Annotated in this window: 21 protein-coding genes; 14 read left to right on the top strand and 7 right to left on the bottom strand. The window is 65.5% G+C overall.

The genetic code is table 11. The features are described 5' to 3' along the window. A partial coding sequence (locus B3E91_RS16695; RefSeq protein WP_287030573.1) for a response regulator occupies positions 1 to 891 on the top strand: 891 nt, incomplete at its 5' end. A gap of 19 nt (positions 892 to 910) precedes the next feature. On the opposite strand, the gene cysW is transcribed toward B3E91_RS16695, so the two are convergent. The 7 genes from cysW to B3E91_RS16660 form a co-directional block, all read right to left on the bottom strand. Beyond that, positions 911 to 1,741, bottom strand: a complete 831-nt coding sequence (gene cysW, locus B3E91_RS16690; protein ID WP_287030571.1) for a sulfate ABC transporter permease subunit CysW — start codon at positions 1,739 to 1,741, stop codon at positions 911 to 913. Continuing rightward, positions 1,738 to 2,589 carry a sulfate ABC transporter permease subunit CysT gene (cysT, locus tag B3E91_RS16685; protein ID WP_282338454.1) on the bottom strand — a complete coding sequence of 284 codons (852 nt, stop codon included), beginning with the start codon at positions 2,587 to 2,589 and terminating at the stop codon, positions 1,738 to 1,740. The genes cysW and cysT overlap by 4 nt, the downstream gene beginning before the upstream one ends. Before the next feature lie 120 nt (positions 2,590 to 2,709). After that, complete coding sequence (cysP, locus tag B3E91_RS16680) at positions 2,710 to 3,714, bottom strand: thiosulfate ABC transporter substrate-binding protein CysP (protein ID WP_282338453.1); 1,005 nt, start codon at positions 3,712 to 3,714, stop codon at positions 2,710 to 2,712. Between the two features lie 148 nt (positions 3,715 to 3,862). Further along, positions 3,863 to 4,804, bottom strand: coding sequence for a serine O-acetyltransferase EpsC (gene epsC, locus B3E91_RS16675; RefSeq protein WP_090230731.1), 942 nt, complete (start codon positions 4,802 to 4,804; stop codon positions 3,863 to 3,865). A gap of 60 nt (positions 4,805 to 4,864) precedes the next feature. After that, a complete protein-coding gene (locus B3E91_RS16670; protein ID WP_282338450.1) occupies positions 4,865 to 4,975 on the bottom strand; it encodes a DUF2474 family protein in 111 nt (36 codons plus the stop codon). Continuing rightward, positions 4,975 to 5,979 carry a cytochrome d ubiquinol oxidase subunit II gene (cydB, locus tag B3E91_RS16665; protein ID WP_287030570.1) on the bottom strand — a complete coding sequence of 335 codons (1,005 nt, stop codon included), beginning with the start codon at positions 5,977 to 5,979 and terminating at the stop codon, positions 4,975 to 4,977. Before cydB ends, B3E91_RS16670 begins: the two co-directional genes overlap by 1 nt. Next, complete coding sequence (locus tag B3E91_RS16660; RefSeq protein ID WP_282338446.1) at positions 5,969 to 7,414, bottom strand: cytochrome ubiquinol oxidase subunit I; 1,446 nt, start codon at positions 7,412 to 7,414, stop codon at positions 5,969 to 5,971. The genes cydB and B3E91_RS16660 overlap by 11 nt, the downstream gene beginning before the upstream one ends. 744 nt (positions 7,415 to 8,158) lie before the next feature. Between B3E91_RS16660 and glgA the strand changes: the two genes are divergently transcribed. The 13 genes from glgA to B3E91_RS16595 all read left to right on the top strand — a co-directional run. After that, positions 8,159 to 9,646, top strand: a complete 1,488-nt coding sequence (gene glgA, locus B3E91_RS16655; protein ID WP_287030569.1) for a glycogen synthase GlgA — start codon at positions 8,159 to 8,161, stop codon at positions 9,644 to 9,646. A 92-nt stretch (positions 9,647 to 9,738) separates the two neighbouring features. Continuing rightward, positions 9,739 to 11,517, top strand: coding sequence for a malto-oligosyltrehalose trehalohydrolase (gene treZ, locus B3E91_RS16650; RefSeq protein ID WP_287030568.1), 1,779 nt, complete (start codon positions 9,739 to 9,741; stop codon positions 11,515 to 11,517). Beyond that, positions 11,514 to 13,586 (top strand): 4-alpha-glucanotransferase, encoded by a 2,073-nt coding sequence (gene malQ / locus B3E91_RS16645; protein ID WP_287030567.1) that lies wholly within the window; start codon positions 11,514 to 11,516, stop codon positions 13,584 to 13,586. Before treZ ends, malQ begins: the two co-directional genes overlap by 4 nt. Continuing rightward, positions 13,587 to 16,391 carry a malto-oligosyltrehalose synthase gene (locus tag B3E91_RS16640; RefSeq protein ID WP_287030566.1) on the top strand — a complete coding sequence of 935 codons (2,805 nt, stop codon included), beginning with the start codon at positions 13,587 to 13,589 and terminating at the stop codon, positions 16,389 to 16,391. A gap of 17 nt (positions 16,392 to 16,408) precedes the next feature. After that, on the top strand, positions 16,409 to 16,768 hold the full coding sequence (locus B3E91_RS16635; protein WP_287030565.1) for a DUF2934 domain-containing protein: 360 nt from the start codon (positions 16,409 to 16,411) through the stop codon (positions 16,766 to 16,768). A gap of 42 nt (positions 16,769 to 16,810) precedes the next feature. After that, the gene (gene glgX, locus B3E91_RS16630; RefSeq protein ID WP_287030564.1) at positions 16,811 to 18,967 is read left to right on the top strand and encodes a glycogen debranching protein GlgX; all 2,157 of its coding nucleotides are present in this window, start codon (positions 16,811 to 16,813) and stop codon (positions 18,965 to 18,967) included. Then, a complete protein-coding gene (locus B3E91_RS16625; RefSeq protein ID WP_414708283.1) occupies positions 18,964 to 19,989 on the top strand; it encodes an acyl-CoA dehydrogenase in 1,026 nt (341 codons plus the stop codon). The genes glgX and B3E91_RS16625 overlap by 4 nt, the downstream gene beginning before the upstream one ends. Next, on the top strand, positions 19,986 to 20,744 hold the full coding sequence (locus B3E91_RS16620) for a PIG-L deacetylase family protein (RefSeq protein WP_287030563.1): 759 nt from the start codon (positions 19,986 to 19,988) through the stop codon (positions 20,742 to 20,744). Before B3E91_RS16625 ends, B3E91_RS16620 begins: the two co-directional genes overlap by 4 nt. Continuing rightward, complete coding sequence (locus B3E91_RS16615; protein WP_287030562.1) at positions 20,741 to 21,340, top strand: class I SAM-dependent methyltransferase; 600 nt, start codon at positions 20,741 to 20,743, stop codon at positions 21,338 to 21,340. Before B3E91_RS16620 ends, B3E91_RS16615 begins: the two co-directional genes overlap by 4 nt. Positions 21,341 to 21,521: 181 nt before the next feature. Continuing rightward, entirely contained in the window at positions 21,522 to 21,935 is a 414-nt protein-coding gene (locus B3E91_RS16610) for a CBS domain-containing protein (protein ID WP_287030561.1), read from the top strand. 37 nt (positions 21,936 to 21,972) lie between these two features. Continuing rightward, positions 21,973 to 22,758 (top strand): endonuclease/exonuclease/phosphatase family protein, encoded by a 786-nt coding sequence (locus B3E91_RS16605; RefSeq protein WP_286786068.1) that lies wholly within the window; start codon positions 21,973 to 21,975, stop codon positions 22,756 to 22,758. Beyond that, the gene (gene clsB / locus B3E91_RS16600) at positions 22,755 to 23,993 is read left to right on the top strand and encodes a cardiolipin synthase ClsB (RefSeq protein WP_287030560.1); all 1,239 of its coding nucleotides are present in this window, start codon (positions 22,755 to 22,757) and stop codon (positions 23,991 to 23,993) included. Before B3E91_RS16605 ends, clsB begins: the two co-directional genes overlap by 4 nt. Continuing rightward, positions 23,990 to 24,977: lysylphosphatidylglycerol synthase domain-containing protein (locus tag B3E91_RS16595; protein ID WP_287030559.1), on the top strand; the 988-nt coding region annotated here is incomplete at its 3' end. The genes clsB and B3E91_RS16595, both read left to right, overlap by 4 nt.

Below are 24,977 nucleotides of genomic sequence, written 5' to 3'. Positions count from 1 at the left end.
GTCGACATGGTCATGCGCCGCGCGCCCTTCGACGCGGTGCTGATGGACGTGCAGATGCCCGACATCGATGGCCTGGAAGCGACCCGACGGATTCGCCTGGAGCCGCGCTGGGCGACGTTGCCGATCATCGCGATGACCGCCAACGCGTCCGATGAGGACCGCCGGGCCTGTCTGGCGGCTGGGATGAACGAGCATGTCGGCAAGCCGATCGACCTGGAACAACTGGTCGCCACCCTGCTCGGCTCCGCCCGGACGAAACACCGGGCCGTGGTGGCGACGGTCGTCGAGGACGGCCCGCTCGTCGAGGCGAGCGCGTCGATCAGCGCGCGCTTCGGCGGCAATCAGGCGCTGATCCGCCGGGTGCTCGTCGATTTCGAGGCGGATATGGCCAGGCAACTGCCGCTGCTCGCCGCCGCCATGCAGGCGGACGACCGCGGTGCCGCCAGTGCCGTGCTGCACGCCATCAAGGGCAGCGCCGGCACGGTTGGCGCCCTTGCATTGGCCGGTCGGGTCAGCGGACTGGAGATCGAGCTGGTTCACCGCGGCGCGAGCCTGACCGACCTCGTCGATGCGGCCTGCCTGGCCGAGCTGGAGCGGAGCGTGCAGCTCAGCCTCGAACAACTGCGCGCAGTCTTCGGCGAGGAACGCGACGACTTTGACGAGCCGCAGATGCGCGAGGCGTTGCCCGAGGATCAGTGGCGCGAGAGGCTGAGCGCGCTGTTGGCGCTGGTGGATAGCGCCAACCTGCGCGCCATCGATGAAGCCAGGGCGCTCCAGGTCCAGGTGCCGGGCGCCTATCGGGAGGCGTTCGCCGAGGCGGCGGCGCAGCTGACCCGCTACGCGTTCAAGGCCGCCGCCGCCAGGCTCCGCAGTCTGTTCCCGGACCAATGACCGCGCGTTCGGTGGTCGCCTAGGCCGATGCGGCGCGCGCCAGGTTTTCCCGCTGACGCCATTCCATGTAGGTCTTCAGCAGCAGCGTGATCAGCGCCATGCAGGCCAGCAGAGCCGCCGCGGTGAAGGCCGCGGCGGTCTTGTAGTCGTTGTTCAACTGCTCGACCAGCAGGGACAGCGTCAGCGTCTGGTTGATGATGGTGCCGGACACGACCGAAACCGCGCCGAACTCACCGACCGCCCGGGCGTTGGTGACCACCACGCCATACAGCAGCGCCCATTTGATCTTCGGCAGCGTGATGTGGCGGAAGATCTGCCAGCCATTGGCACCCAGGCACAGCGCGGCGGATTCCTCGTCGCTGCCCTGCGCCTGCATCACCGGGATGAGGATGCGCGCGACATAGGGCGAGGTGACGAACACCGTGACCATGAGGATGCCCGGCCAAGCGAACATCAGCTGGACGCCCTGGGCGGAAATCCATTGTCCGAGGCTGCTTTCGACGCCGTAGACCACCAGGTAGCAGAGCCCCGCCACCACCGGCGAGACGGCGAAGGGAATGTCCACCAGGGTCGACAGCAGCTTGCGACCGCGGAAGTCGTAATGGGTCAGGCACCAAGCCAGCATGATGCCGAAGAGCATGTTGATCGGCACCGTGAGCACGGTGACGAACAGCGTCAGGCCGATGGCGTGGAGCATGAAGTCCTGCGAGAGGTTCTCCACCAGCAGGTCCCAGCCGCCGCTCAGCGCCTTGCCGAAGATCAGCGCCAGCGGAACGATGAGGATCAGTCCGACCAGCACCAGGCCGAGGACGATGAGCAGCCATTGATGCCATTGCGTGGGCTTTTTCATGAGGTCTTGCGCTGCCAGCGAAGCAGTCGCCCTTGTACGAGCTGGAGAACGAAGAGCAGCGCCAGCGACGCCAGCAGGATCACCGAGGCGATGGCTGCCGCGGCCGGATAGTTGAACTCCTGCAGGCGGACAAAAATCATCAGCGAGGACACCTCGGTTTTGAACGGGATGTTGCCGGCGATCATGATCACCGCGCCGAACTCGCCGAGGCTGCGGATGAACGCCTGCGACGAGCCCGTTACCAGGGCCGGCACCAGGGTCGGGAACACCACGTAGCAGAAGGTCTGCAGCTTGCTGGCGCCGAGCGTGCGCGCGGCTTCCTCGTATTCGTTGCCCAGGTCCTGCAGCACAGGCTGCACGGTGCGCACCACGAACGGCAGGCTGGTGAAGGTCATCGCCACCACGATGCCGGGATAGGCATAGGAAACCTTGAGCCCCAGCGGTGCCAGCCACTGGCCGAGCCAGCCGCCGGGCACCAGCAGTGTCGCCAGGGTCAGCCCGGCGACCGAGGTGGGCAAGGCGAATGGCAGATCGACCAGCGCGTCGACCAGACGCCGGCCGGGGAACTCGTAGCGGGTGATGATCCAGGCCAGCAGCAGGCCGATCAGCGTCGCCGCAAGCGTCGAGTAGAACGCGCCGCTGAGCGTCACCCGGTAGCTGCCGAGTACGCGGCGATCGGTGATCGCCTGCCAGTACTGCGCCCAGGACATGTCGCTGACGTACACCAGCAAGGCGGAAATCGGGAAAAGGATGACCAGCGACAGGTAGAAGGCACTGAAGCCGAAGCTGGGTGCGAATCCGGGGATGGTCGGGGATTGGAAGAAGAACAGCGCAGTCTTTCTAGTCACAGGAGCCTGCCGGCGGAACGGCGTTTTAGTCGACGGGATCTGGCGAACGATCGGGGCGCGCCGCGAGGGCGGCGGCGCTCCGCTGCAGGCGCGCCACGAGCGTGGCGCGCAACGGTCGGTTTACTCGGCCAGGAGCTGGTCGAGGATAGCATTGGCGGCGAAGTGATTGTTCTGGATGTCGGTCCAGGAGCCCAGCACCTTGGTCGGATCGATCAGTTCGACCTTGGCGAACTGCCCCTCCGTCGCCTTGACCACCGACGGCTCGTGCACGCGCAGGTGGTAGGACGCGATCAGCGTCTGCACCTCCTTGCTGTACTCGAAGTTGAGGTACTCGGTGGCCTGCTTGCGGGTGCCTTTCTGGTCGACCACCTTGTCCACCACGGCGACCGGGAATTCGGCCAAGACGCTGATCGGCGGGATCACAACCTCGAAACCCTCGGCCTTGAATTCGTCGCCCTTGGCGATGTTCACCACTTCCGACTCGAAGGTCAGCAGCACATCGCCCTGCCCGTTCTGCGCGAACGCCACGGTGGCGCCACGGCCGCCGGTGGGAAAACTCTCGACGTTGTGCAGCAGCTTGCCGACGAACTGCCGGGTCTTGGCATCGTCACCCTTGAACTTCTCGTTGGCGTAGAGCCAGGCGCCCAGGTAGGTGTAGCGCGCGTTGCCGGACGTCTTCGGGTTGGGGAACACCAGTTTCACATCGTCACGAACCAGGTCGTCCCAGGTCTTGATGTTCTTCGGATTGCCCTTGCGCACGAGGAAACCGATGGTGCTGTAGTACGGCGAGCTGTTGTTGGGGAATTTCGACGCCCAGTCCTTGCTCACCAGCCCGCGTTCGGCGAGGACGTTCACGTCGGAGACCTGATTGAAGGTCACGGTGTCGACCTTCTTGCCCTGGATGATGTCCTGCGCCTGCCGGGAAGTGCCGGCGAAGGATTGATCGATCTTCAGTTCTTCGCCGGTCTGCTCTTTCCAGTGCTTGATGAACAACGGGTTGATTTCGGTGAAGAGTTCGCGTGCCACGTCGTAGGACGCGTTCAGCAACGGCGGGCTGTCGGCGAGCGCGGCGGCGCTGCCGAAAGTGGTCGTCAGGGCAGTCGCCAACAAGAGTTTCTTCAACATGATGCTTCCTTTCCTCGCACGTTTAGCCCGCCGTGGCGGATCGAGTTCTAGTTCGCCAGCGCGATGGATGCTGGCGTGCTTATTCTTTTTAAAGATTTTACCGACAAATGCTAATACTAAAAAAGAATTAGCTTGGACATAAGGTCCTTCAGCAATCGCCGCCTACCTGGCTCTGCAGGTTCGCCTGGGTGACGTTGCTGTCCGCCGGCACGCTGCGGGTCAGCCAGACGTTGCCACCGATGGTCGAGCCCTGGCCGATGGTTATGCGCCCGAGGATCGTCGCGCCCGCGTAGATCACCACATCGTCTTCGACGATCGGGTGGCGCGGCTGGCCCTTCTGCAGGTTGCCGGATTCGTCGGCGGGGAAGCGCTTGGCCCCCAGCGTGACGGCCTGATAGATGCGTACCCGCTGGCCGATGATCGCGGTTTCGCCAATCACCACACCCGTGCCGTGATCGATGAAGAAACTCGGGCCGATCTGCGCGCCTGGGTGGATGTCTATGCCGGTCAGCGAATGGGCGATCTCCGCGACTATCCGCGCCAGCAGCGTAAGCCCGGCCTTGTAGAGGTGATGGGCGAGACGGTGGTGGATGATCGCGAGGATGCCGGGATAGCAGACCAGCACTTCGTCGACGCTGCGCGCCGCCGGGTCGCCCTGATAGGCAGCCAGCACGTCGGTGTCGAGCAGGCGCCGCAGCGCCGGCAATGCGGCGGCGAACTCGCGCACCAGTTCGACCGCGCGGGCGCTTTCGTTGATCGCTTCGTGTCCCTGCTGGCGGGCCTGGTAGCGCAGCTCGCGCTGCACTTCCAGGCGCAGCGCGTTGAGCGCGACGTCCAGCGTGTGGCCGACGTAGAAATCCTCGCTTTCTTCGCGCAGATCGGTCGGCCCTAGTCGCATCGGGAACAGCGCGCCGCTGATCGCCTCGATCACCTGGGCGACCCGCTCGCGGGACGGCAATTCGCGGCATTGCTTGTCGTTGGCTCGGCCGTGGCTGCTGCGCCAGTCGATGCGCGCGCTGCGCAGCTCGCCGACGATGCGCTCGAGTTCCCAATGCAGGGGCCGCGAAGCGTTGGAAGAATCCTGGTTCATCGCATGTCGTTCCAGTCAATCGGAACGCCGATGTTAACCCCAACGCCGGCCGCTTGGCTCTCAGTCGATGCCCATCGCCAGCCGAATGCCGTAGGCCATCAGCGTCACCGCCAGCACCCCGGCGCACCACAGGCCGACGAACCAGGCCAGTCGCTTCAGGCGGCCGGGCATCAGTGATAGCCCTCGCCGACGTTGATCTTCCCGCGGAAGACCCAGTAGCTGTAGAAGGTGTAGGTGAGGATCACCGGGACCAGGATCAACACCCCGACCAGGGTGAACGACTGGCTTTTGGCCGGTGCCGCCGCCTGCCAGATGGAGATGTCCGGCGGCACGATGTTGGGCCACAGGCTGATGGCCAGCCCCGTGTAGGCCAGGAAGATCAGCACCAGGGTCAGCACGAACGGCTGTATCTCCCTGTGCCGGATGACTGCCCGGACCAGCGCGAACACGGTAAGCGCCACCAGCAGTGGCACCGGCAGGAAGTAGAACAGGTTGGGCAAGGTGAACCAGCGCTCGGCGATGGCGTCGTGCGCCAGCGGCGTCCACAGGCTGACGATGGCGATGGTCGCCAGCAGTACCAGGGTCAGCGGGGTCATCAGGCGGAACATTCGTTGCTGCAGCTCACCGCTGGTCTTCATGATCAGCCAGCCGCAACCGAGCATCGCGTAGCCGGCCACCAGGGCCAGCCCGGTGAACACCGGGAACGGCGCCAGCCAGTCCAGCGGCCCACCCGCGAAGCTGCGCCCCTCGACCGGAATGCCGTCGATGAAGGCACCCAGCACCACGCCCTGGCTGAAGGTCGCCAGCACCGAACCGCCGATGAAGGCCTTGTCCCACCAATGCTTGCTGCGCTTGGCCTTGAAGCGGAACTCGAAGGCCACGCCGCGGAAGATCAGCGCCACCAGCATGAGTATCAACGGCAGATAGAGCGCGGTCAGCACCACCGAATAGGCCAGCGGAAAGGCGGCGAACAGCCCTGCCCCGCCGAGCACCAGCCAGGTTTCGTTGCCGTCCCAGATCGGCGCCACGGTGTTCATCATCACGTCGCGGTTCTCTTCCTCGCGAATGAACGGGAAAAGGATGCCGATGCCCAGGTCGAAGCCGTCCATGACCACGTACATGAAGATGCCGAAGGCGATGATGCCGGCCCATACCAGTGGAAGATCAATGCTCATCGCGGTCTCCTTTGCCTGACTGGCGTTCGTCGCCGTCGATGTCCGGTTCTGCGCCGGACAGCGGCCGCATCGGCTGTCGCGAATGACCAGGACCGGCGTCTTCCACGGGCGGCGCGTCGCCCAGCAGCTTCGGTCCCTTGCGCATCAGGCGCAGCAGGTAGGTGATGCCGACGCCGAAGACCAGGAAGTAGACGACGAAGAACAGGCTCATGCTGACGCCCATCTCCTTGGCTCCATGCCCGGACACCGCATCGCTGGTGCGCAGCAGGCCGTAGATCACCCACGGCTGACGACCGACCTCGGTGGTTATCCAGCCGGCGAGAATCGCGATGGTCCCGGCCGGGCCCAGCAACAGCACGAAGCGGTGGAACCAGCGCGACTCGTACAGTCGCCCGCGTAATCTCAGGTAGGCGCTCCAGACGCCGGCGAGGATCATCAGCAGGCCCAGCCCGACCATGACGCGAAAGCTCCAGAACACGATCAGCGAATTCGGCCGGTCTTCCTTCGGCCAGGCCTTCAGTCCCTTGATTTCGCCGTCCCAGTCGTGGGCGAGGATCAGGCTGCCGAGGCGCGGAACGCCGAGTGCGAAATGCGTGGTCTCGGCTTCCATATCGGGAATGCCGAACAGCAGCAGGGGGATTCCGCGCTCGGTTTCCCAGTGTCCCTCTATGGCGGCGATCTTCGCGGGCTGGTGCTTGAGCGTATTCAGGCCATGAAAGTCTCCTACCACGGCCTGCACGGGCGCCACGATCAGTGCCATCCACATGGCCATCGAGAACATCCGCCGGATACCGGGTTCGCGATTGCCCTTGAGCAGGTGCCAGGCGCCGGTGGCGCCGACGATGAAGGCGGTGGCGATGAACGCCGCTATCGCCATGTGCGCCAAGCGATAGGGAAACGATGGGTTGAAAACGATCTGCCACCAGTCCGCCGGCTCGAAGATGCCGTTGACGATCGCGTAGCCCTGCGGCGTGTGCATCCAGCTGTTGGACGAGAGAATCCAGAAGGTCGAGATGAGCGTACCGATGGCCACCATCAGCGTTGCGAAGAAGTGCAGCCCGCGCCCAACCTTGTTCCAGCCGAACAGCATGATGCCGAGGAAGCCGGCCTCGAGAAAAAACGCGGTGAGCACCTCGTAGGTGAGCAACGGGCCCATGATGCTGCCGGCCTTCTCCGAGAGTCCCGCCCAGTTGGTGCCGAACTGGTAGCTCATGACCACGCCGGAGACCACGCCCATGGCGAAGGTGACCGCGAATATCTGTAACCAGAACCGGTAAAGCTGTCGGTAGCTTTCGTCGCATGTACGCAGCCACAGGCCTTCGAGCACCGCTAGGTAGCTGGCCAGGCCGATGCTGAACGCCGGGAAGATGATGTGGAAGGAGATGGTGAAGGCGAACTGGATACGAGCCAGTTCCAGAGCGTCCAGGCCAAACATTGCAATCCTCTCGGGCACGGTAGGCAGGGTCGCCTACAGGTCGGAACGTGGCGGTATCTGTCGTACCGCTGGACGGAACGCCTCGAGGGCGATCGACGTAGGCTTAGTTGTGACGGGGCAAGTCGCGCTTTAGTTTGCTCTTGAGGGCAGTATTAACTGCGTCGGTTCGTCGCAGAGCATTAAAGACCATGCGCCAAAGGGTGTAACGGTGTTTTACAACGCATGTAGCCGCCTTCGAACAGGCTGCCGGGCGACCGAGATCGAGGTCCGCTCCCGGCGTAACAAGCCGACCGGCGGTAGGGTGCTTAAGGGACGTGTTCTGATGTTAAAAAACAGCGTTGAAATTCAGATAGATAACGTTTTTTCTCGCGTGTTTTTCATGCTGGCGTCCTAGGGGTTTAGCGAGGCCATTTCAGATTGGCGCGCGAGTAACTCCTTATTCCGCGAAATTGATGCTTCCGCGCAGAACTAAAGATTGCTGTCCGGGGTCAGGATAACTAGGCCGTGCAACGCACCGATAACAGCTGGCGTCACGGTCAATTCTGATTTTCGCAGTCATTCTAATAGTGTTGCCGAACCCGGACCTGCTGCGATTCTTGCATCGCTGCGATGAAGGTTGCGTGTTTCGTAGTTGGGGAATGCGACCCTGCCAGGTCGCTGCTGGATTTCATCGGAGGGCTACACATGGGTGACGCGGCATTGAAAACGGTGTTTAGAAGCATGGCCAGGACGGCCGGTGTGCCTATGGTTATCCGACCTACACTTGAGGTCCGTAGCATTCAGGACAGCAAGAAGAAAGTGCTCTTCGTTACTTCGGAACTCGCCGACCTCGTCAAGACGGGTGGCCTGGGCGACGTTTCCGCCGCTCTACCTCGGGCTTTGTCGAACCTTCACGATGTTCGCGTTCTGATTCCGGGCTACCCCCAAGTGATCAACAGCGGCCATACCATTCGGGTAATCGGCGAGGTCAGTGGGCATGCCGCCCTGCCGCCGAGCAAGATCGGCCGGATCGATCTGGACGATGGTCTGATCATCTACGTATTGCTCTGCCCGGAGCTGTACGACCGCGACGGCAGCCCCTATGGCGACAACAACGGCCGCGACTGGCCGGACAACCACATCCGCTTCGCTCGCCTGGGCCTGGCCGCCGCAGAGTTTGCCGCTGGTGCAGCAGGTATTCGCTGGTGCCCCGATCTGGTGCATGCCAATGACTGGCCCGCCGGATTGGCCCCGGCCTACATGCACTGGCGTGGCCAGAAGACCCCCAGCGTCTTCACCATCCATAACCTCGCGTACCAGGGGACACTGCCGTTCGAGTGCACCCCGGAGCTGGACATCCCCGCCTCGGCCTGCACCCCGGAACGCATGGAATTCCACGGTCGCCTGTCCATGCTCAAGGCCGGCATCGCTTACGCCAGCCACGTGACGACGGTCAGCGCCACCTACGCCCAGGAAATCACCACCCCCGAATTCGGTTGCGGGCTCGAAGGCTTCCTCGCCAGCACCGCGCGTTCCGGTCGCCTCAGCGGCATCATCAATGGCATCGACGAGAGCTGGGAGCCGGAAACCGATCCGCACCTGGTTCAGCGCTTCGCCCTCCACGATTGGAAAGGCAAGGCGGTCAACGCGCAGCACGTGCGCGACCTGTTCGGTCTGCAGCCCTCCTCCGGCCCGTTGTTCGCCGTGGTTTCGCGCCTGGTCTATCAGAAAGGTCTCGACCTCACCCTGGAAGTCGCCCACGACATCGTCGCCGCCGGTGGCCAGATCGCCATCATTGGCCGCGGCGAGCCGCACATCGAGAACGCCATGCGCGATTTGGGTCGGCGTTATCCAGGACAGATCGGCGTGCACATCGGTTTCAACGAAACCGACGCCCGCCGCATGTTCGCCGGGAGCGACTTCCTGCTGATGCCCTCTCGCTACGAGCCCTGCGGCCTCAGCCAGATGTATGCGCAACGCTTCGGTTCGCTGCCGGTCGCGCGGCGCACCGGCGGACTCGCCGACAGCATCGAGGACGGCGTCACCGGTTTCCTGTTCAACGGATCGACCATCCATAGCTATCAGGAGGCAGTACAGCGCGCGCTGCATGTCTTCGCCCAACCCGGGCTGCTCAATGCCATGCGCTGTCGCGCCATGGCATCCCCCTTCTACTGGCATCAGTCGATCGCTCCTTACGCCCACCTCTACGAACAGTTGTTGGAAGGTCGTAGCGAGGCCGCAGCGGTCAACTGAAACCACCATCTCCGGCATTCCGGTAGCACCTGTGGATGCGTCGATACGCTGAAACCGTTGGCTACCGCCATCGCCGGTAAGGCGAAAATGCAATGGCTCCCGAAGTGATCGACAGCGGGCGGCACGGCGCCGTGTTGCTCGAACAAGGCAAAACCCGCTTTTCCCTCTGGGCACCGGACGCCCGCAGCGTGGCCGTCGAACTGGACGGCGGGCATCGTCATCCGCTGGAGAAATCCGCCGGTGGCTGGTTCGTCGCCGAGGTTCCGGCGGGTGCCGGTACGCGCTACCAGTACCGCATCGATGACGACCTGCTGGTGCCCGATCCCGCGTCGCGGGCGCAATCGGGTGACGTCCATTCGCCTAGCGTGGTGGTCGACCCGCAGGCCTATGCCTGGCAATCCACCGACTGGCTGGGTCGCCCCTGGCGCGAGACGGTGCTCTACGAACTCCATGTGGGACTGCTGGGCGGTTACGCCGGCGTCGAGAAGCACCTGCCGCGTCTGCTCGAGCTGGGCGTCACCGCGATCGAGCTGATGCCGCTCAACGAGTTCCCCGGCGCGCGCAACTGGGGCTATGACGGCGTCCTGCCCTACGCACCCGAGGCCTCCTACGGCACGCCGGAAGAGCTCAAGCACCTGATCGACACGGCCCACGGGCTCGGCCTGATGGTCTTTCTGGATGTCGTCTACAACCACTTCGGCCCGGACGGCAACTACCTCGGCGCCTACGCCAAGGACTTCTTCAACCACGACCTGCATACGCCGTGGGGCGACGCCATCGACTTCCGCCGCCGCGAGGTGCGCGACTTTTTCATCGACAACGCGCTGATGTGGGTGAACGACTACCGCTTCGACGGCCTGCGCCTAGACGCCGTGCATGCGATCTCCGAGCGTGACTTCCTCGTCGAGTTGTCCGAGCGCGTGCGCGCCTCGCTGCAACCCGGCCGCCATGTGCACCTGGTGCTGGAAAACGAGAACAACGCCTCCAGCCTGCTGGAGAACGCTTTCGAGGCGCAGTGGAACGACGACGGGCATAACGTTCTGCACGTGCTGCTCACCGGCGAGCACCAGGGTTACTACGCCGACTACGCCAGCGACGCCACCACCAAGCTGGCCCGCTGCCTCGGCCAGGGCTTCATCTACCAGGGCAATGCCAACCGCCACGGCAAGTCGCGCGGCGAGCCCAGCGGGCACCTGTCGCCAACGGCCTTCGTGCTGTTCCTGCAGAACCACGACCAGACCGGCAACCGTGCCTTCGGCGACCGTCTGGTCGGCCTGGTGGAAGAACCTCGTGCACTGCGCGCGGCTACCGCCGTGCTGTTGCTCTCGCCAATGATCCCGATGCTGTTCATGGGCGAGGAATGGGGCGCGAAACAGCCCTTCCTGTTCTTCACCGATCATCACGGCGAACTGGCCGAGGCGGTGCGTGAAGGACGCCGTGGCGAGTTTTCCGAGTTCGCGGAATTCAACGACGAACGCAAGCGCGCGCTGATCCCCGATCCCAACGCCGAAAGCACCTTCGAGGCGTCCCGTCCCGATTTCGCCGCAGTCGGGGAATCCGAGCATGCCGAGTGGCATGCGCTGTACAAGTCGTTGCTCGCGCTGCGGCATGCGCAGATCGTCCCTAACCTGGCGCAGGCGAAGATGCTCGGTGCCGAGGTGGTCGGCGACAAGGCCGTGGTCGCGCGCTGGCAGCTGGGTGAGCGGGTGTTGCGCATCGAGCTCAACCTGGGCGCTGAGGCGCTGTCGCTGGCGGATTCCAGCGCCGCTTTCGAGCCGATCCACGAGAGCGTCGATGGCGCCTTCGACGCACGCGCAAAGGGACAACTGCAAGGTCTCGCGGCCTTGGTCTTCTGGGAGAACCGAACATGAGTGCCCTGCTTCACAAACTGGCCCGCGCCGCCGGCGTGGCGATCGACTGGGTGGATGCCGACGGCCGTGCGCAGACCGTGACCGACGAGGTCCTGCGTTCGGTGCTGGGCGGGCTCGAGTTGCCCGCCGAGGACGACGAGCAGGTGCTCGACAGCCTCGAAAAACTCCGCCGCATCCTCGGCTCGGGCAACCTGCCGCCGCTGCTCACCGTCGATCGGGGCCAGTGGCTCGACCTGTCCCACTATTTTTCGCCCAACGCCTTGTGCGAGGTCGAGCTGGAGAATGGCGGGCGCCTCGCCCTGCACCTGAGCGATCACGGCTGGCTGCCGGCGCTGGACGAAATCGGCTATCACACGCTGCGTTTCGCCGGTGAACAGTGCGTGCTGGCCGTAGCGCCGCAGCGCTGCTTCAACATGAGCGATGCCACGGGAAGCCGTCATCCGCGTGCCTGGGGCATCGGCGTGCAGCTGTATTCCCTGCGCCGCGCCGGCGACGGCGGAATTGGCGATACCCAGGCGCTTGAAGTCCTCGCCCGCTCGGCTGCCGCGCATGGTGCCGACGCGCTGGGCATCAGCCCGGTGCATGCCATGTTCAGCGCCGACAGCAACCGCTACAGCCCCTATTCGCCGTCGAGTCGCCTGTTCAACAACGTGCTCTACAGCGCGCCGGGCAGCATCCTCGGCGAGCGAGCGGTACGCCAGGCGATAGAGTCGGCCGGGCTGGAAGCTGAAATGCAGCGCCTGGAGCAGCTCGAACTGATCGACTGGCCCGCCGCTGCCGCCGCCAAGCAGCGCCTCTTGCGGGCGCTCTACGAGGATTTCCGCACCGGCGGAAATCCCCTGGCGGAAGACTTCGCCAGCTTCCGCCGGCACGCCGGCGAGGCGCTGGAAAACCACTGCCGCTTCGAGGCGCTGCACGCCTTCCACATCCGCGAAGGCGACATCTGGGACTGGCGTCACTGGCCGCAGGAGTACCGCAACCCGCACAGTGCCGCTGTCAGCGACTTCGCCCGCGAGCACGCCGAGGAAATCAGCTACCACGCGTTCTGCCAGTGGCTGATCGACCGCGGCCTGGACCGCACGCAGACCGCCGCGCGCTCCGCCGGCATGCACATCGGCCTGATCAGCGACCTCGCCGTCGGCGCGGATGGCGGCGGCAGCCAGGCCTGGAGCCGGCAGGCGCAACTGCTGTCGCAGCTCACCGTCGGCGCGCCGCCGGACATCCTCAACCGCTCCGGGCAGAGCTGGGGCATCTCCGCTTTCTCGCCCTGGGGGCTGAAGGCGCACGGATTCTCCGCCTTCATCGAGATGCTGCGGGCGAACCTCGCCCACGCTGGCGGCATGCGCATCGACCATGTCATGGGGCTGCATCGCCTGTGGGTGATGCCGGCCGGCGCCAGCTCCGATCAGGGCGCTTACCTGCATTACCCGGAAGAGGACCTGCTGCGCCTGCTGGCCCTGGAATCGGTGCGCCACCATGCCATCGTCCTCGGTGAAGACCTCGGCACCGTGCCCGAAGGCCTGCGCGAGCGCCTGGCCGCGCGCGGCATCCTCGGCATGCGCGTGCTGCTGTTCGAGCAGGACCACGCCCAGCGTTTCTTCGCCCCGCAGGAATGGCCGGAGACCTCTATCGCCACCACCAGTACCCACGACCTGCCGCCGATCCCGGCGTGGTGGAAAGGCGGCGACATCGAATGGCGCGCCCGCATCGAAGGGCTCGCCGAGGACAAGATCGACGAACAGCGGCGCGCCCGCGAGCGTGAGCGCGAGGGGTTGCGCACTGCCCTCGCGCGCGCCTGCGATCTGCCCGCCGACGTCACCGCGCAGTCCCCCGCGCTGGGTGACGCCGCGGCCGCCTTCATCGGCCTGACGCCCGCGCCGCTGGCGTTGCTGCCGATGGAGGACGTACTCGGCCTGGAAGAGCAACCCAACCTCCCCGGCACCATCGACGAACACCCGAACTGGCGACGCCGCTGGGAAGGCGACTGCGCCGACCTGCTCGACGCCCCGCTACCCCGCCAGCGCCTGCTGGTTCTCGACAAGGCCCGCCACCAAACGGAGCAAAACTAGATGAAGCCACTCAGCGCCACGCTGCGCTTGCAGTTCCATAAAGGCTTCACGTTGGACGATGCCGTCCCGCTGGTCGACTACTTTGCCAGCCTCGGCATCAGCCACCTTTATGCCTCGCCCCTGCTTACAGCCCGCCCCGGTTCGATGCACGGCTACGACGTCGTCGACCCCACCGCGATCAACCCGGAACTCGGCGGCGAAGCCGCGCTGCACCGCCTGGTCGCGGCGCTGCGCGAGCGCGGCATGGGGCTGATCCTCGACATCGTGTCCAACCACATGGCCGTGGGCGGCTCGAACAACCCCTGGTGGCTCGACGTGCTCGAGTGGGGCACCCGCAGCCCCTACGCGCAGTTCTTCGACATCCAGTGGAATTCGCCCGACCCCTTGCTGGAAGGACAGTTGCTTGTGCCCTTCCTGCGCTCCGACTACGGCGAGGTGCTGCAGGCCGGCGAGATCGTCGTCCGGTTCGACGCCGCGAGCGGCGCGTTCTACGCGGAGCACTACGAGCACCGCTTCCCGATCAGCCCGCCCAGCTATGTCGAGCTGCTCAGCGGCAGCGGTAACCCCGAGTTGATCTCGCTCGGTGAACGCTTCGCCACCCTGCGCGAGCAGGAAAATCCCTACCAGTGCGCCAAGGAACTGCGCGCCGAACTGGCCGAGGCCGCGAGCCGGGGCGATGCCGCCGAGGATATCCAGCGCATGCTGGCGCGCTTCGACGCCACCCAGCCAGACGGCTTCCAGCGCTTGCATGCCCTGCTCGAACGCCAGCACTACCGCCTGGCGAGCTGGCGCACGGCCGGCGACGACATCAACTGGCGGCGCTTCTTCGACATCAACGAGCTCGGCGGCCTGCGCGTCGAGCGGCCGGTGGTGTTCGAGGAAACCCACGCGAAAATCTTCGAGCTCGTCGCCAACGGGCAGATCGACGGCCTGCGCATCGACCATGTCGACGGCCTGGCCAATCCGCGCGGCTACTGTCGCCAGCTGCGTCGGCGTGTCGAACGGCTGATCGCCGGGCGCTCGTCAGAGACCGCCCTGGAGCACTTCCCGATCTACGTCGAGAAGATCCTCGGCCCCGAGGAGCAGTTGCAACGCGACTGGGGCGTGGACGGCACCACCGGCTACGAATTCATGAACCAGGTGTCGCTGCTGCAGCACGACCCGGCTGGCGAGGCGGTGCTCGGCGAACTGTGGAGCCGGGTCAGCGAGCGCACGGCGGATTTCATGGAGGAAGTGCGCGCCGCCAAGCAACTGGTCGTCACCGGTTCCCTGGCCGGCGACTACGAGACCGTCGCGCAGCTGCTGCTGCAGGTCGCCCGTGGCGACCTGATGACCCGCGACCTCACGCTCGGCGCGATCCGCCGCGCGCTGCTCGAACTGATCGTGCATTTCCCGGTATACCGCACCTACATCGGCGCCACCGGCCGCCGCGAGTCGGACGAGCCGTTCTTCCAGCAGGCGCTGGAAGGTGCGCGCACCACGCTCGGTGAGGCCGACTGGCCGCTGCTCGCGCACCTGGAGCGCTGGCTCGGCGGCGAACCGCTGCGCGACGTGCCGCCGGGGCCAATCCGGGCCGCCCGCAAGCAGGCCTGCGTGCGCTTCCAGCAGCTCACCTCGCCGGCGGCGGCCAAGGCGGTGGAAGACACCGCCTGCTACCGCAGCGCCGTGCTGCTCTCGCGCAACGACGTCGGCTTCGACCCGCAGCTGTTCAGCGCCCCGCCGCAGGCCTTCCACGCCGCCGCGCTGGAGCGTGCCGAGGCGTTTCCGCGCAACCTGCTGACCACCGCTACCCACGACCACAAACGGGGCGAGGACACCCGGGCGCGGATCACCGTGCTCAGCGAGCGTGCGTCCTGGTTCGCCGAGCAGGTGGACCGCTGGCTGGAAATGGCCGCACCGCTGCGCGCGGACCTCGCCGATGGCGTCGCGCCGTCGCCCGGTGACGAGCTGATGCTGATGCAGATCCTGCTCGGCAGCTGGCCGCTGGACCTCGATCCCGACGACGCCGCCGGCATGCAGGAGTACGCAGGGCGGATCGGCCAGTGGCAGGAGAAGGCCGTCCGCGAAGCCAAGCTGCGCAGCACCTGGAGCGCGCCCAACGAGGCGTACGAAAGCGCCTGCCGCGCCTATCTGGAGCGTCTGTTGCAGCAGGACGAAGGCGCGCAGCTGCGTCGCGAGATCGCCGCGGCCGCGATGAGAATCGCCCCGGCCGGCGCGCTCAACGGTCTGGTCCAGACCTTGCTGCGGATGACCGCGCCCGGCGTGCCCGACCTGTACCAGGGCGCCGAGTTCTGGGACTTCAGCCTGGTCGACCCGGACAACCGCCGTCCGGTCGACTTCGCCGCCCGCCGCGAGGCGCTCGCCGCCGAGCGGGATCTCGCTGAGCGGAGTCCCGGCGAACTGATCGCCAGCTGGCGCGACGGACGTATCAAACAGTGGCTGATCGCCCAGACGTTGCAGCTGCGTGCGGAGCTGCCGGAACTGTTCACGGCAGGTGATTACCTGCCGCTGGAAGTGCATGGCGAACAGGCGGAGCGCGTTCTCGCGTTCGCTCGCCGCCATGAAGGGAGGAGCGTCGTGGTCATAGTGCCGCGGCTGACGTTCACGCTGCTCGGAGGTGGTGATAATCCGGCCATCGCGCCCGATAGCTGGGGCGATACCTACGTGCAACTGCCTGAAAGTCTGGCGAATCAGGGGCTGAGGGGACTTTTTGGCGGTGGCGCAGTCACACACAACGAGCAGGTGCGGCTTGCCGAGGTCCTGGCTACGTTTCCGCTAGGCATTTTGCGATCTGAACCAACGTAAAACATGGAGACTTCAAAATGAGTGCTAAAGACGAGCGTATACGCGAATTCGCCTACCAGATCTGGGAGTCCGAAGGCCGCCCAGACGGTCAGGAGGAGCGGCACTGGGAGATGGCCCGCAAGCTGGCCGCCGCCGAGTCGCTGCCCGCGAGCAAGGCCAAGGCGCCGGCCAAGCCGCGCAAGGCAAGCAAGCCGAAGGCGGCACCGGAACCCGCAGCGGCCGCACCCGCTGCCGGCGCCAGCGACAAGCCTGCCTTGGTGAAGAAGCCGCGCAAACCGGCCGAGCCCAAGTCGAGCGCGCCGAATGAGTCCAAACCGGCTGCGCCGAAGTCCGCCGCTTCCAAACCGGCTGCCAAGCCAACCGCGCCAAAAGCCTGAACGTCCTTTGCAGTGCGCTTGCCATTGCGCATAGGAGAAAGCATGAGTACTGAGCGTAAAGCCGCTGCATCCGTGACCAGCCCCTCGCGAATACGCGAGGGGTTGCCCCATCCTCTCGGCGCGACCTGGGATGGATTGGGCGTGAATTTCGCGATCTTTTCCGCGCACGCCACCAAGGTCGAGCTCTGCCTGTTCGACGAAGCCGGCGAGGTGGAACTCGAACGCATCGAACTGCCCGAATACACCGACGAGATCTGGCACGGTTATCTGCCGGATGCGCATCCCGGCCAGATCTACGGCTACCGCGTGCACGGCCCCTACGCGCCGAGCGAAGGCCACCGTTTCAACCCCAACAAATTGCTCATCGACCCCTACGCCAAGCAGCTCATCGGCGAGCTGAAATGGTCGGAGTCGCTGTTTGGCTACACCATCGGCCACAAGGATGGAGACCTCAGCTTCGACGAGCGCGACAGCGCGCCCTTCGTGCCTAAGTGCAAGGTGGTCGACCCCGCCTTCACCTGGGGCGACGACCGCCCGGTGCGGGTGCCGTGGGACCATACCATCGTCTACGAAACCCACGTTCGAGGCTTCACCAAGCGTCACCCGGACGTGCCGGAAAACCTCCAGGGTACCTTCGCCGGGCTGATGCACGAGTCGGTGATCAAGTACATCCGCAAGCTCGGCGTGTCCTCGGTGGAGCTGCTGCCGATCCACGGTTTCGTGCAGGACCAGCATCTTCTCGAAAAAGGCATGTCCAACTACTGGGGCTACAACAGCATCGCGTTCTTCGCGCCGCATGCGAAGTATCTGGCGGGCAGCAGCATCAGCGAGTTCAAGCAGATGGTCGCGCACCTCCACGATGCCGGCCTCGAAGTGATCCTCGACGTGGTCTACAACCACACCGCCGAGGGCAACGAGCTCGGCCCGACGCTGTCGATGCGTGGTATCGACAACGCCAGCTACTACCGCCTGATGCCGGACGACAAGCGCTACTACATCAACGATTCGGGCACCGGCAACACCCTAGACCTCTCGCACCCCTGCGTACTGCAGATGGTCACCGACTCGTTGCGCTACTGGGCCGGTGAAATGCACGTGGACGGTTTCCGCTTCGACCTGGCGACCATTCTGGGGCGCGAGCACGACGGCTTCGACGAGCGCCACGGCTTCCTGGTCGCCTGTCGCCAGGACCCGCTGCTGAGCCAGACCAAGCTGATCGCCGAGCCCTGGGATTGCGGCCCCGGCGGCTATCAGGTGGGCGGCTTCCCGCCGGGCTGGATGGAGTGGAACGACCGCTTCCGCGATACCGTGCGCTCGTTCTGGAAAGGCGACGAAGACAAGCTCTCCGAATTTGCCAAGCGCATCACCGCCTCCGGCGACATGTACAACCAGCGCGGGCGCCGGCCATTCGCCTCGGTCAACTTCATCACCGCCCACGATGGCTTCACGCTGCACGACCTGGTGTCGTACAACGACAAGCACAACGAGGACAACGACGAGAACAACCAGGACGGCAGCAACAACAACCTGTCCTGGAACCACGGCGTCGAAGGCCCCACCGACGATCCGGAAATCCGCGCACTGCGGCTGCGCCAGATGCGCAACTTCATGGCCACCCTGCTGTTCTCGCAAGGCACGCCGATGCTGGTCGCCGGTGACGAATTCGCCCGGACCCAGCATGGCAACAACAATGCCTACTGCCAGGACAGCGAGATCGGCTGGATCGACTGGAACCTCGACGAAGACGGCGAAGCCCTGCTCGCCTTCGTTCGTCAGGCCATTCAGCTGCGCCTGAAGTACCCGATGCTGCGTCGAGGGCGTTTCCTGGTCGGCGCCTACAACGAGGAACTGGGCGTCAAGGACGTCACCTGGGTCGCGCCGAATGGCGAGGAAATGACCGTCGAGCAATGGCACGATCCGCACGGCAAATGCCTCGGCATGCTGCTCGACGGCCGCGCCCAGCCGACCGGCATTCGCCGCGCCGGTGCCGACGTCACCCTGCTGCTGATCTTCAACTCGCACTTCGACGTGGTGAATTTCCGCCTGCCAGCGGTGCCCGAGGGCGAGCACTGGACCTGCCTGGTGGATACCAACCGCGCGGACGCCAGCGGTGAGGAACTCTTCGAGTTCGACACCGAGTACGGCATCACCGGCCGCTCGCTGTTGCTCTTCGAACTGCAGAAGGTGAAGTCGGAGTGAATGAACGGGCTCTGTTGCCCGCAGCGCTGGGCGAATGGCTGAACGGCCGCGAGGATGGCCACGCGGGGCTGGGCGAGTTGATCGCCTGTCTGCGCGAGCTGCGCCTCGCCGGCCTGGACGATCTCCCTCTGCCCGGTTCCGGGCAGACCCTTCAACGCTGGCGCGCGCTCTCCTGCGTCGCCAGCCATGACCTCAACCTGTGCAAGCTCTACGAAGGCCACACCGACGCGTTGGCGGTGATGGCCGAGCTAGGCGCGCCGGCACCGGAGGAAGATTCGCTGTGGGGCATGTGGGCGGCCGAACCGCCGCAGGCCAAGGTGCGCATCGTTGCCGAGTCCGGCGGCGAAGTGCGCCTGGACGGCACTAAGGCCTGGTGCTCGGGTGCCGACCAGCTCACCCACGGCCTGCTCACCGCCTGGAACGCCAACGGCGAGCAGCAGTTGGTGGCGGTGAAGATGGACCAGCCTGGCATCAGCACCAACAGCGCTAGCTGGCAGGCGATCGGCATGGGCGCCACGCAGAGCGTCGAGGTCAGTTTCCGCCGTGCCCACGGCGTGCTCGTCGGCGGGCCGGGCGATTACCTTCGTCGTCCCGGATTCTGGCAGGGCGGTGGCGGCATCGCGGCCTGCTGGCACGGTGCTGCTCAGGCCCTGGCGGAGTACCTGCGCGGCCAGGGGCGTCGCGGCGAGCCGCACACCCTGGCCCACCTGGGCGCGGTGGACGCGGCCTTGCAGGCCAGCGCCGCGCTGCTGCGCGACTGCGCCGAGTGGATCGATCGCAACCCCAACGCCAGTGCCGAATTGGCGGTCCGCCGTTCCCGTGCCGTGTGCGAGGACGCCGCGGAATCGCTGCTGCGGCACGTCGGCCGCGCGCTCGGCGCTGCGCCGCTGTGCCTGAACCGGCGCTACGCCCGGCTGGCCACCGATCTGCCGGTATTTCTGCGCCAGAGCCATGCCGAACGTGACCTGGCCGCACTCGGCGAACTGGTGGTGAGGGATCCGGCGGGCAGTTGGCTGCTATGAAGGCCAATCCCATCGTCGGCAGCGGCACCTCGATCGAGGCCTGGGCCGGGTCCCGGCACCTGGCGGAATTGGAAGAAATCGACCTGCAGCACCTGGTCCCGACCGGCAGTCGCGCGGTGATCGTCGCGCCGCATCCGGACGACGAGGTGCTGGGGTGCGGCGGCCTGTTGCAGGCGCTGTCGCGCGCCGGCAATTCGCTGCTGCTGATTTCCGTCACCGACGGCGATGCCAGCCATCCCGGTTCGCGGCGCTGGCCGGTGGAACGGCTGGTCCAGGCCCGCCCGCTGGAAAGCGCCGAGGCGTTGCGTCGGCTGCAGATCGATGTCGACGCACTGCCGTGGATTCGCGCCGCGTTGCCCGACAGCGCCGTGGCCTCCCGGGAAGACAAGCTGCGAGCCCTCATCGCCGGGGCCTTGCAGCCGGGCGACGTGGTTTTCGCCACCTGGCGCGAGGACGGCCACTGCGACCACGAAGCGGTCGGTCGCGCCGCGGCGGCGGCTGCGAGCGCGGCAGGTGCCCGCCTTGTGGAAGTACCTATCTGGGCCTGGCACTGGGCGGACCCGGAGGACCCACGCCTGCCCTGGCAACGCGCCCGCAAGCTGGTCATCGACGAGGCCATGCTCGCGCGCAAACGCCAGGCCATGCAGGCGCACGCCAGCCAGTTGGAGGGCGATCCCGACATTCATCTGCCACCGGTGCTGGACGCGCATGCGCTCGAGCGCCTGTTGCGACCCTTCGAGGTGTTCTTCCTATGAGCGTGGGCGATGCCTATTTTGATGAACTGTTCGCCGGCAACGATGATCCCTGGGCGTTTCGCCAGCGCTGGTACGAGCGTCGCAAGCGCGCCCTGACCCTGGCCGCCCTGCCCCGCGACCGCTTCACCGCGGCCTTCGAGCCCGGCTGCGCCAATGGCGAACTGAGCGCGGAACTGGCCGAGCGCTGCGACAGCCTGCTCTGCGGCGATACCTCGGCCGCCGCCGTCCGGCTGGCGCGCCAGCGTCTGGAAGGGTTTCCCCACGCCCGCGTCGAGCAGATGCGCCTGCCCCAGGGGTGGCCGGAGCAGCGTTTCGACCTGATCGTCCTCAGCGAGGTCGGCTACTACCTGGCGCAGGACGATCTTCTGGCCCTGGCCGAGTGCATGCGCTCGTCGCTCACCGAGGACGGAATTCTCGTCGCCTGCCACTGGCGGCATCCCATCGACGGCTGCCCGCTGGTGGGCGACCAGGTGCACCGGCTGCTGGGCGAAGCCTTGCAGATGGAGTGCCTGATGACCCATCTCGAGCCGGATTTCGTCATGCAGTCGTGGTCGCGCGACGGCACCAGCGTGGCCGCACGCGAAGGCCTGGCCTGATTCACGTTCGGCGGCGCTGATCCTCATCGCCGAAACGCCGCTCCTCCCCGTCATCGCCTTCTGGCACGTCTCGTGCCGGAACCCTCTTCCTCCTGATCAGTCGGAATAACTAGGCGCCCATTGCGGGCGCAGCCTGCGGCCTTGCGGCTGCAGCGCCGGTTTTTCGCAAAGGAGCCAGCCCATGAAGATCAATCAGATCATGACCCGCAACGTGCAGACGCTGCGTCCGGATCAGAGCATTCGCGATGCGGCGACGCTGATGGCGAGGATCGACACCGGCGCCCTTCTGGTTCATGAGAACGGCCGCCTCGTGGGCATGGTCACCGACCGCGACATCACCCTGCGCGCCGTCGCCCAGGGTCTCGGCGCTGACACGCCGGTACGCCGGATCATGAGCTCGGGGGTGCGCTACTGCTTCGATGACGAGGACGTGCAGCAGGTCGCCCGCAACATGGCGCACAACCAGATGCGCCGTCTGCCGGTCCTCAATCGCGAGAAGCGTCTGGTTGGCGTGGTGTCGCTCGGCAACATCGCCAGCACGTTCAGTGATCGCGCCCAGAGCACCGTGCTGCTCGGTGTGGCCCAGGCCCACTGAGCGCCCCGCACCGGCAAAGACGCCAAGGAGTTCGGATTTGAATTTGCAAAGCTCTCAACTGGATGCGCACCTGGCGAGTTCGGTGCATTCGCTGAAGGTGCTGACGGTGAACACGCACAAGGGTTTCACGCTGTTCAACCGGCGCTTCATCCTGCCCGAGCTGCGCGATGCGGTGCGCAGCATTTCCGCCGACATCGTGTTCCTGCAGGAAGTCCACGGCACCCATGAGAAGCACGCGCTGCGGTTTCCCGACTGGCCGGCCACCTCGCAGTACGAGTTTCTCGCCGACAGCATGTGGAGCGACTTCGCCTATGGCCGCAACGCGGTCTACCAGGATGGCGACCACGGCAACGCGCTGCTCTCCAAGTTTCCGATCCTGCGCTACCAGAACCTCGACGTATCCATCAGCGGGCCGGAGCGTCGCGGCCTGCTGCACTGCGAGCTGCAGGTGCCCGGTCACGACGCCTTCCACGCCATCTGCGTTCACCTCGGCCTGCGCGAGGCGCACCGCCAGCAGCAGCTGGGCCTGCTCTGCGAACTGATCTCCAGCCTGCCACCGGATGCGCCGGTGGTGGTGGCCGGCGACTTCAACGACTGGCGGTTGAAGGCCAGCCCGGTGCTGGAGCGCGGCGCGAACATGCACGAGGCCTTCGCCCAGGCGCACGGCATCGTTGCCCGGAGCTTCCCGGCGCATTGGCCGCTGCTACGCCTGGACCGCGTCTACGTGCGCAACGCCACCACGCGCAACCCGCAGGTTCTGTCGAACCGGCCCTGGTCGCACTTGTCAGACCATGTACCCCTGGCCGTGGAGATCCACCTATGAAATTCAGCTGGCGTGATGGAAACCGCCTGCAGTTGCTGGAAAACGGTGAGGAATTCTTCCCACGCGTGTTCGAGATGATTCGTCAGGCGAAAAAGGAAGTCCTGCTGGAGACCTTCATCGTCTATCAGGACAAGGTCGGCAACGAGTTGCGCGACGTGCTGATCGACGCCGCCCAACGCGGCGTGCGCGTCGACATCACCCTGGACGGCTACGGCTGCGCGGACCTCACCCCGGACTACATCGCCGGCCTGACCTCCGCTGGGGTGCGCCTGCACCTGTTCGACCCGCAGCCCAAGTTCCTGGGCATGCGCACCAACCTGTTCCGCCGCCTGCATCGCAAGATCGTGGTGATCGACGGTGAGCGCGCGTTCATCGGCGGAATCAACTACTCCGCCGATCATCTTGCCGACTTCGGCCCGGAAGCCAAACAGGACTATGCGGTGGAGATCGAAGGCCCGGCGGTCGACGACATCCATCGCTTCGCGCTGAAGACCATCGCCCCCCGCGAGCATCCGAAGCGCTGGTGGCAGCGCCGCGTACAGGAATCCATCGGGCGAACCTACAACCACAGCCGGGGCAACGCCCGGGTGCTGCTGGTCACCCGCGACAACGAGAACCATCGCAACGACATCGAGGAGCACTACCTCGAGGCGATCCGTTCGGCGCGCAGCCACCTGCTGATCGCCAACGCCTACTTCTTCCCCGGTTATCGCGTGCTGCGCGAGATTCGCAACGCGGCCCGCCGCGGCGTGCGCGTTCGCCTGATTCTGCAGGGCCAGCCGGACATGCCGATCGCCAAGCTCGCCGCGCGGATGCTCTACAACTACCTGCTGCGCGACGGCGTGCAGATCTTCGAATACTGCCGGCGTCCGCTGCACGGCAAGGTGGCGTTGGCGGATCACGACTGGTCCACCGTGGGTTCCAGCAACCTCGACCCGCTGAGCCTGTCGCTGAATCTGGAAGCCAACGTGATCGTCCGCGACCCTGTGTTCAACCGGCACCTGCACGAGCGCCTCGACCTGCTGATCCAGGACCACTGCAAGACGGTTCCCCTGGAGCGCATGGTGCGCGGCTACTTCTGGCGCGCACCGCTGGTGTTCCTGATCTTCCACTTCCTGCGCTATTTCCCCTCGATGATCGCCAAGTTGCCGGCCAGCCCGCCTCGCCTCGCACTCATCGAACCTCCGACGGTGGAATCCCCCGCCGTCGCCAATCTGCAGCGAGACGGCCAATGAGCGTATCCAGCGGAACCCGCCAGCCTTCGTTCGCCGAACGCCATCGATGGTGGCCGGTCGCGAAGAAGCTTCTGACCTACGCGTTCTTCATCATGGTGGTGGTGCTGCTGGTCGCCCTGGCGAAGAAGGTCGACTGGGACGAAGTGATCACCACCCTGCGCGCGTACAGCATGAAGACGCTGTTGCTCGCCGGACTGGCGACACTGGGAAGCTATCTCGTCTACACCAGCTTCGACCTGCTGGGTAAGCGCTACACGCGGCACAGCCTGCCGGCATCGCAAATCCTGCCGGTGACCTTCGTCTGCTATGCCTTCAACCTCAACCTCAGTGCCTGGGTGGGCGGTATCGCCTTCCGCTACCGGCTGTATTCGCGCCTCGGCCTGAAGAATTCGGTGATCACCCAGATCTTCACCCTGAGCCTGATGACCAACTGGCTTGGCTACATGGCGCTGGGCGGAACGGTATTCGCCCTGGGCTGGGTGAAGATGCCGGAGAGCTGGTCCATCGGCACCGGCACCCTGCGTCTGATCGGCGTGCTGCTGGTCGCGGTGACGCTGATCTACCTCGGCCTCTGCGCCTTCTCCAAGCGTCGTGCCTGGACCATCCGTGGCCATGAGATCGGCCTGCCGTCATTGCGCATGGCCGCCAGCCAACTGGTGCTTGGCGGCTGCAACTGGGGGCTGATGGCGCTGGTGGTGTACATCATGCTGCAGGAGAAGGTCGATTATCCGACCGTGCTGGGCGTCCTGCTGATCAGCAGTATTGCCGGGGTTGTCACGCATATTCCGGCCGGGTTGGGGGTGCTGGAGACGGTGTTCGTGACCCTGCTGCAGGGGCAGGTTTCCAAGGGCAGCATGCTCGCCGCGCTGATCGGCTATCGCGTGCTCTACTTCCTGATCCCGCTGTTGCTCGCCTCGCTGGTGTACCTCCTGCTGGAGTCCCAGGCGAAAAAACTGCGCAACATGAACAGCGACAAACAGGCCG

The organism is Pseudomonas sp. UBA6310 (assembly GCF_002438225.1).
GTDB lineage: Bacteria > Pseudomonadota > Gammaproteobacteria > Pseudomonadales > Pseudomonadaceae > Pseudomonas_O > Pseudomonas_O kuykendallii.
This window is presented reverse-complemented; position numbering and strand designations above follow the sequence as displayed.

Coding starts and splice junctions, on each gene's coding strand:
- clsB (WP_287030560.1), top strand. CDS start 22,755: ATGAAATTCAGCTGGCGTGATGGAAACCGCCTGCAGTTGCTGGAAAAC.
- cysW (WP_287030571.1), bottom strand. CDS start 1,741: ATGAAAAAGCCCACGCAATGGCATCAATGGCTGCTCATCGTCCTCGGC.
- B3E91_RS16635 (WP_287030565.1), top strand. CDS start 16,409: ATGAGTGCTAAAGACGAGCGTATACGCGAATTCGCCTACCAGATCTGG.
- B3E91_RS16610 (WP_287030561.1), top strand. CDS start 21,522: ATGAAGATCAATCAGATCATGACCCGCAACGTGCAGACGCTGCGTCCG.
- cysP (WP_282338453.1), bottom strand. CDS start 3,714: ATGTTGAAGAAACTCTTGTTGGCGACTGCCCTGACGACCACTTTCGGC.
- B3E91_RS16670 (WP_282338450.1), bottom strand. CDS start 4,975: ATGCCCGGCCGCCTGAAGCGACTGGCCTGGTTCGTCGGCCTGTGGTGC.
- B3E91_RS16615 (WP_287030562.1), top strand. CDS start 20,741: ATGAGCGTGGGCGATGCCTATTTTGATGAACTGTTCGCCGGCAACGAT.
- B3E91_RS16620 (WP_287030563.1), top strand. CDS start 19,986: ATGAAGGCCAATCCCATCGTCGGCAGCGGCACCTCGATCGAGGCCTGG.
- malQ (WP_287030567.1), top strand. CDS start 11,514: ATGAGTGCCCTGCTTCACAAACTGGCCCGCGCCGCCGGCGTGGCGATC.
- epsC (WP_090230731.1), bottom strand. CDS start 4,804: ATGAACCAGGATTCTTCCAACGCTTCGCGGCCCCTGCATTGGGAACTC.
- glgX (WP_287030564.1), top strand. CDS start 16,811: ATGAGTACTGAGCGTAAAGCCGCTGCATCCGTGACCAGCCCCTCGCGA.
- glgA (WP_287030569.1), top strand. CDS start 8,159: ATGGTTATCCGACCTACACTTGAGGTCCGTAGCATTCAGGACAGCAAG.
- B3E91_RS16640 (WP_287030566.1), top strand. CDS start 13,587: ATGAAGCCACTCAGCGCCACGCTGCGCTTGCAGTTCCATAAAGGCTTC.
- treZ (WP_287030568.1), top strand. CDS start 9,739: ATGGCTCCCGAAGTGATCGACAGCGGGCGGCACGGCGCCGTGTTGCTC.
- cydB (WP_287030570.1), bottom strand. CDS start 5,979: ATGAGCATTGATCTTCCACTGGTATGGGCCGGCATCATCGCCTTCGGC.
- B3E91_RS16660 (WP_282338446.1), bottom strand. CDS start 7,414: ATGTTTGGCCTGGACGCTCTGGAACTGGCTCGTATCCAGTTCGCCTTC.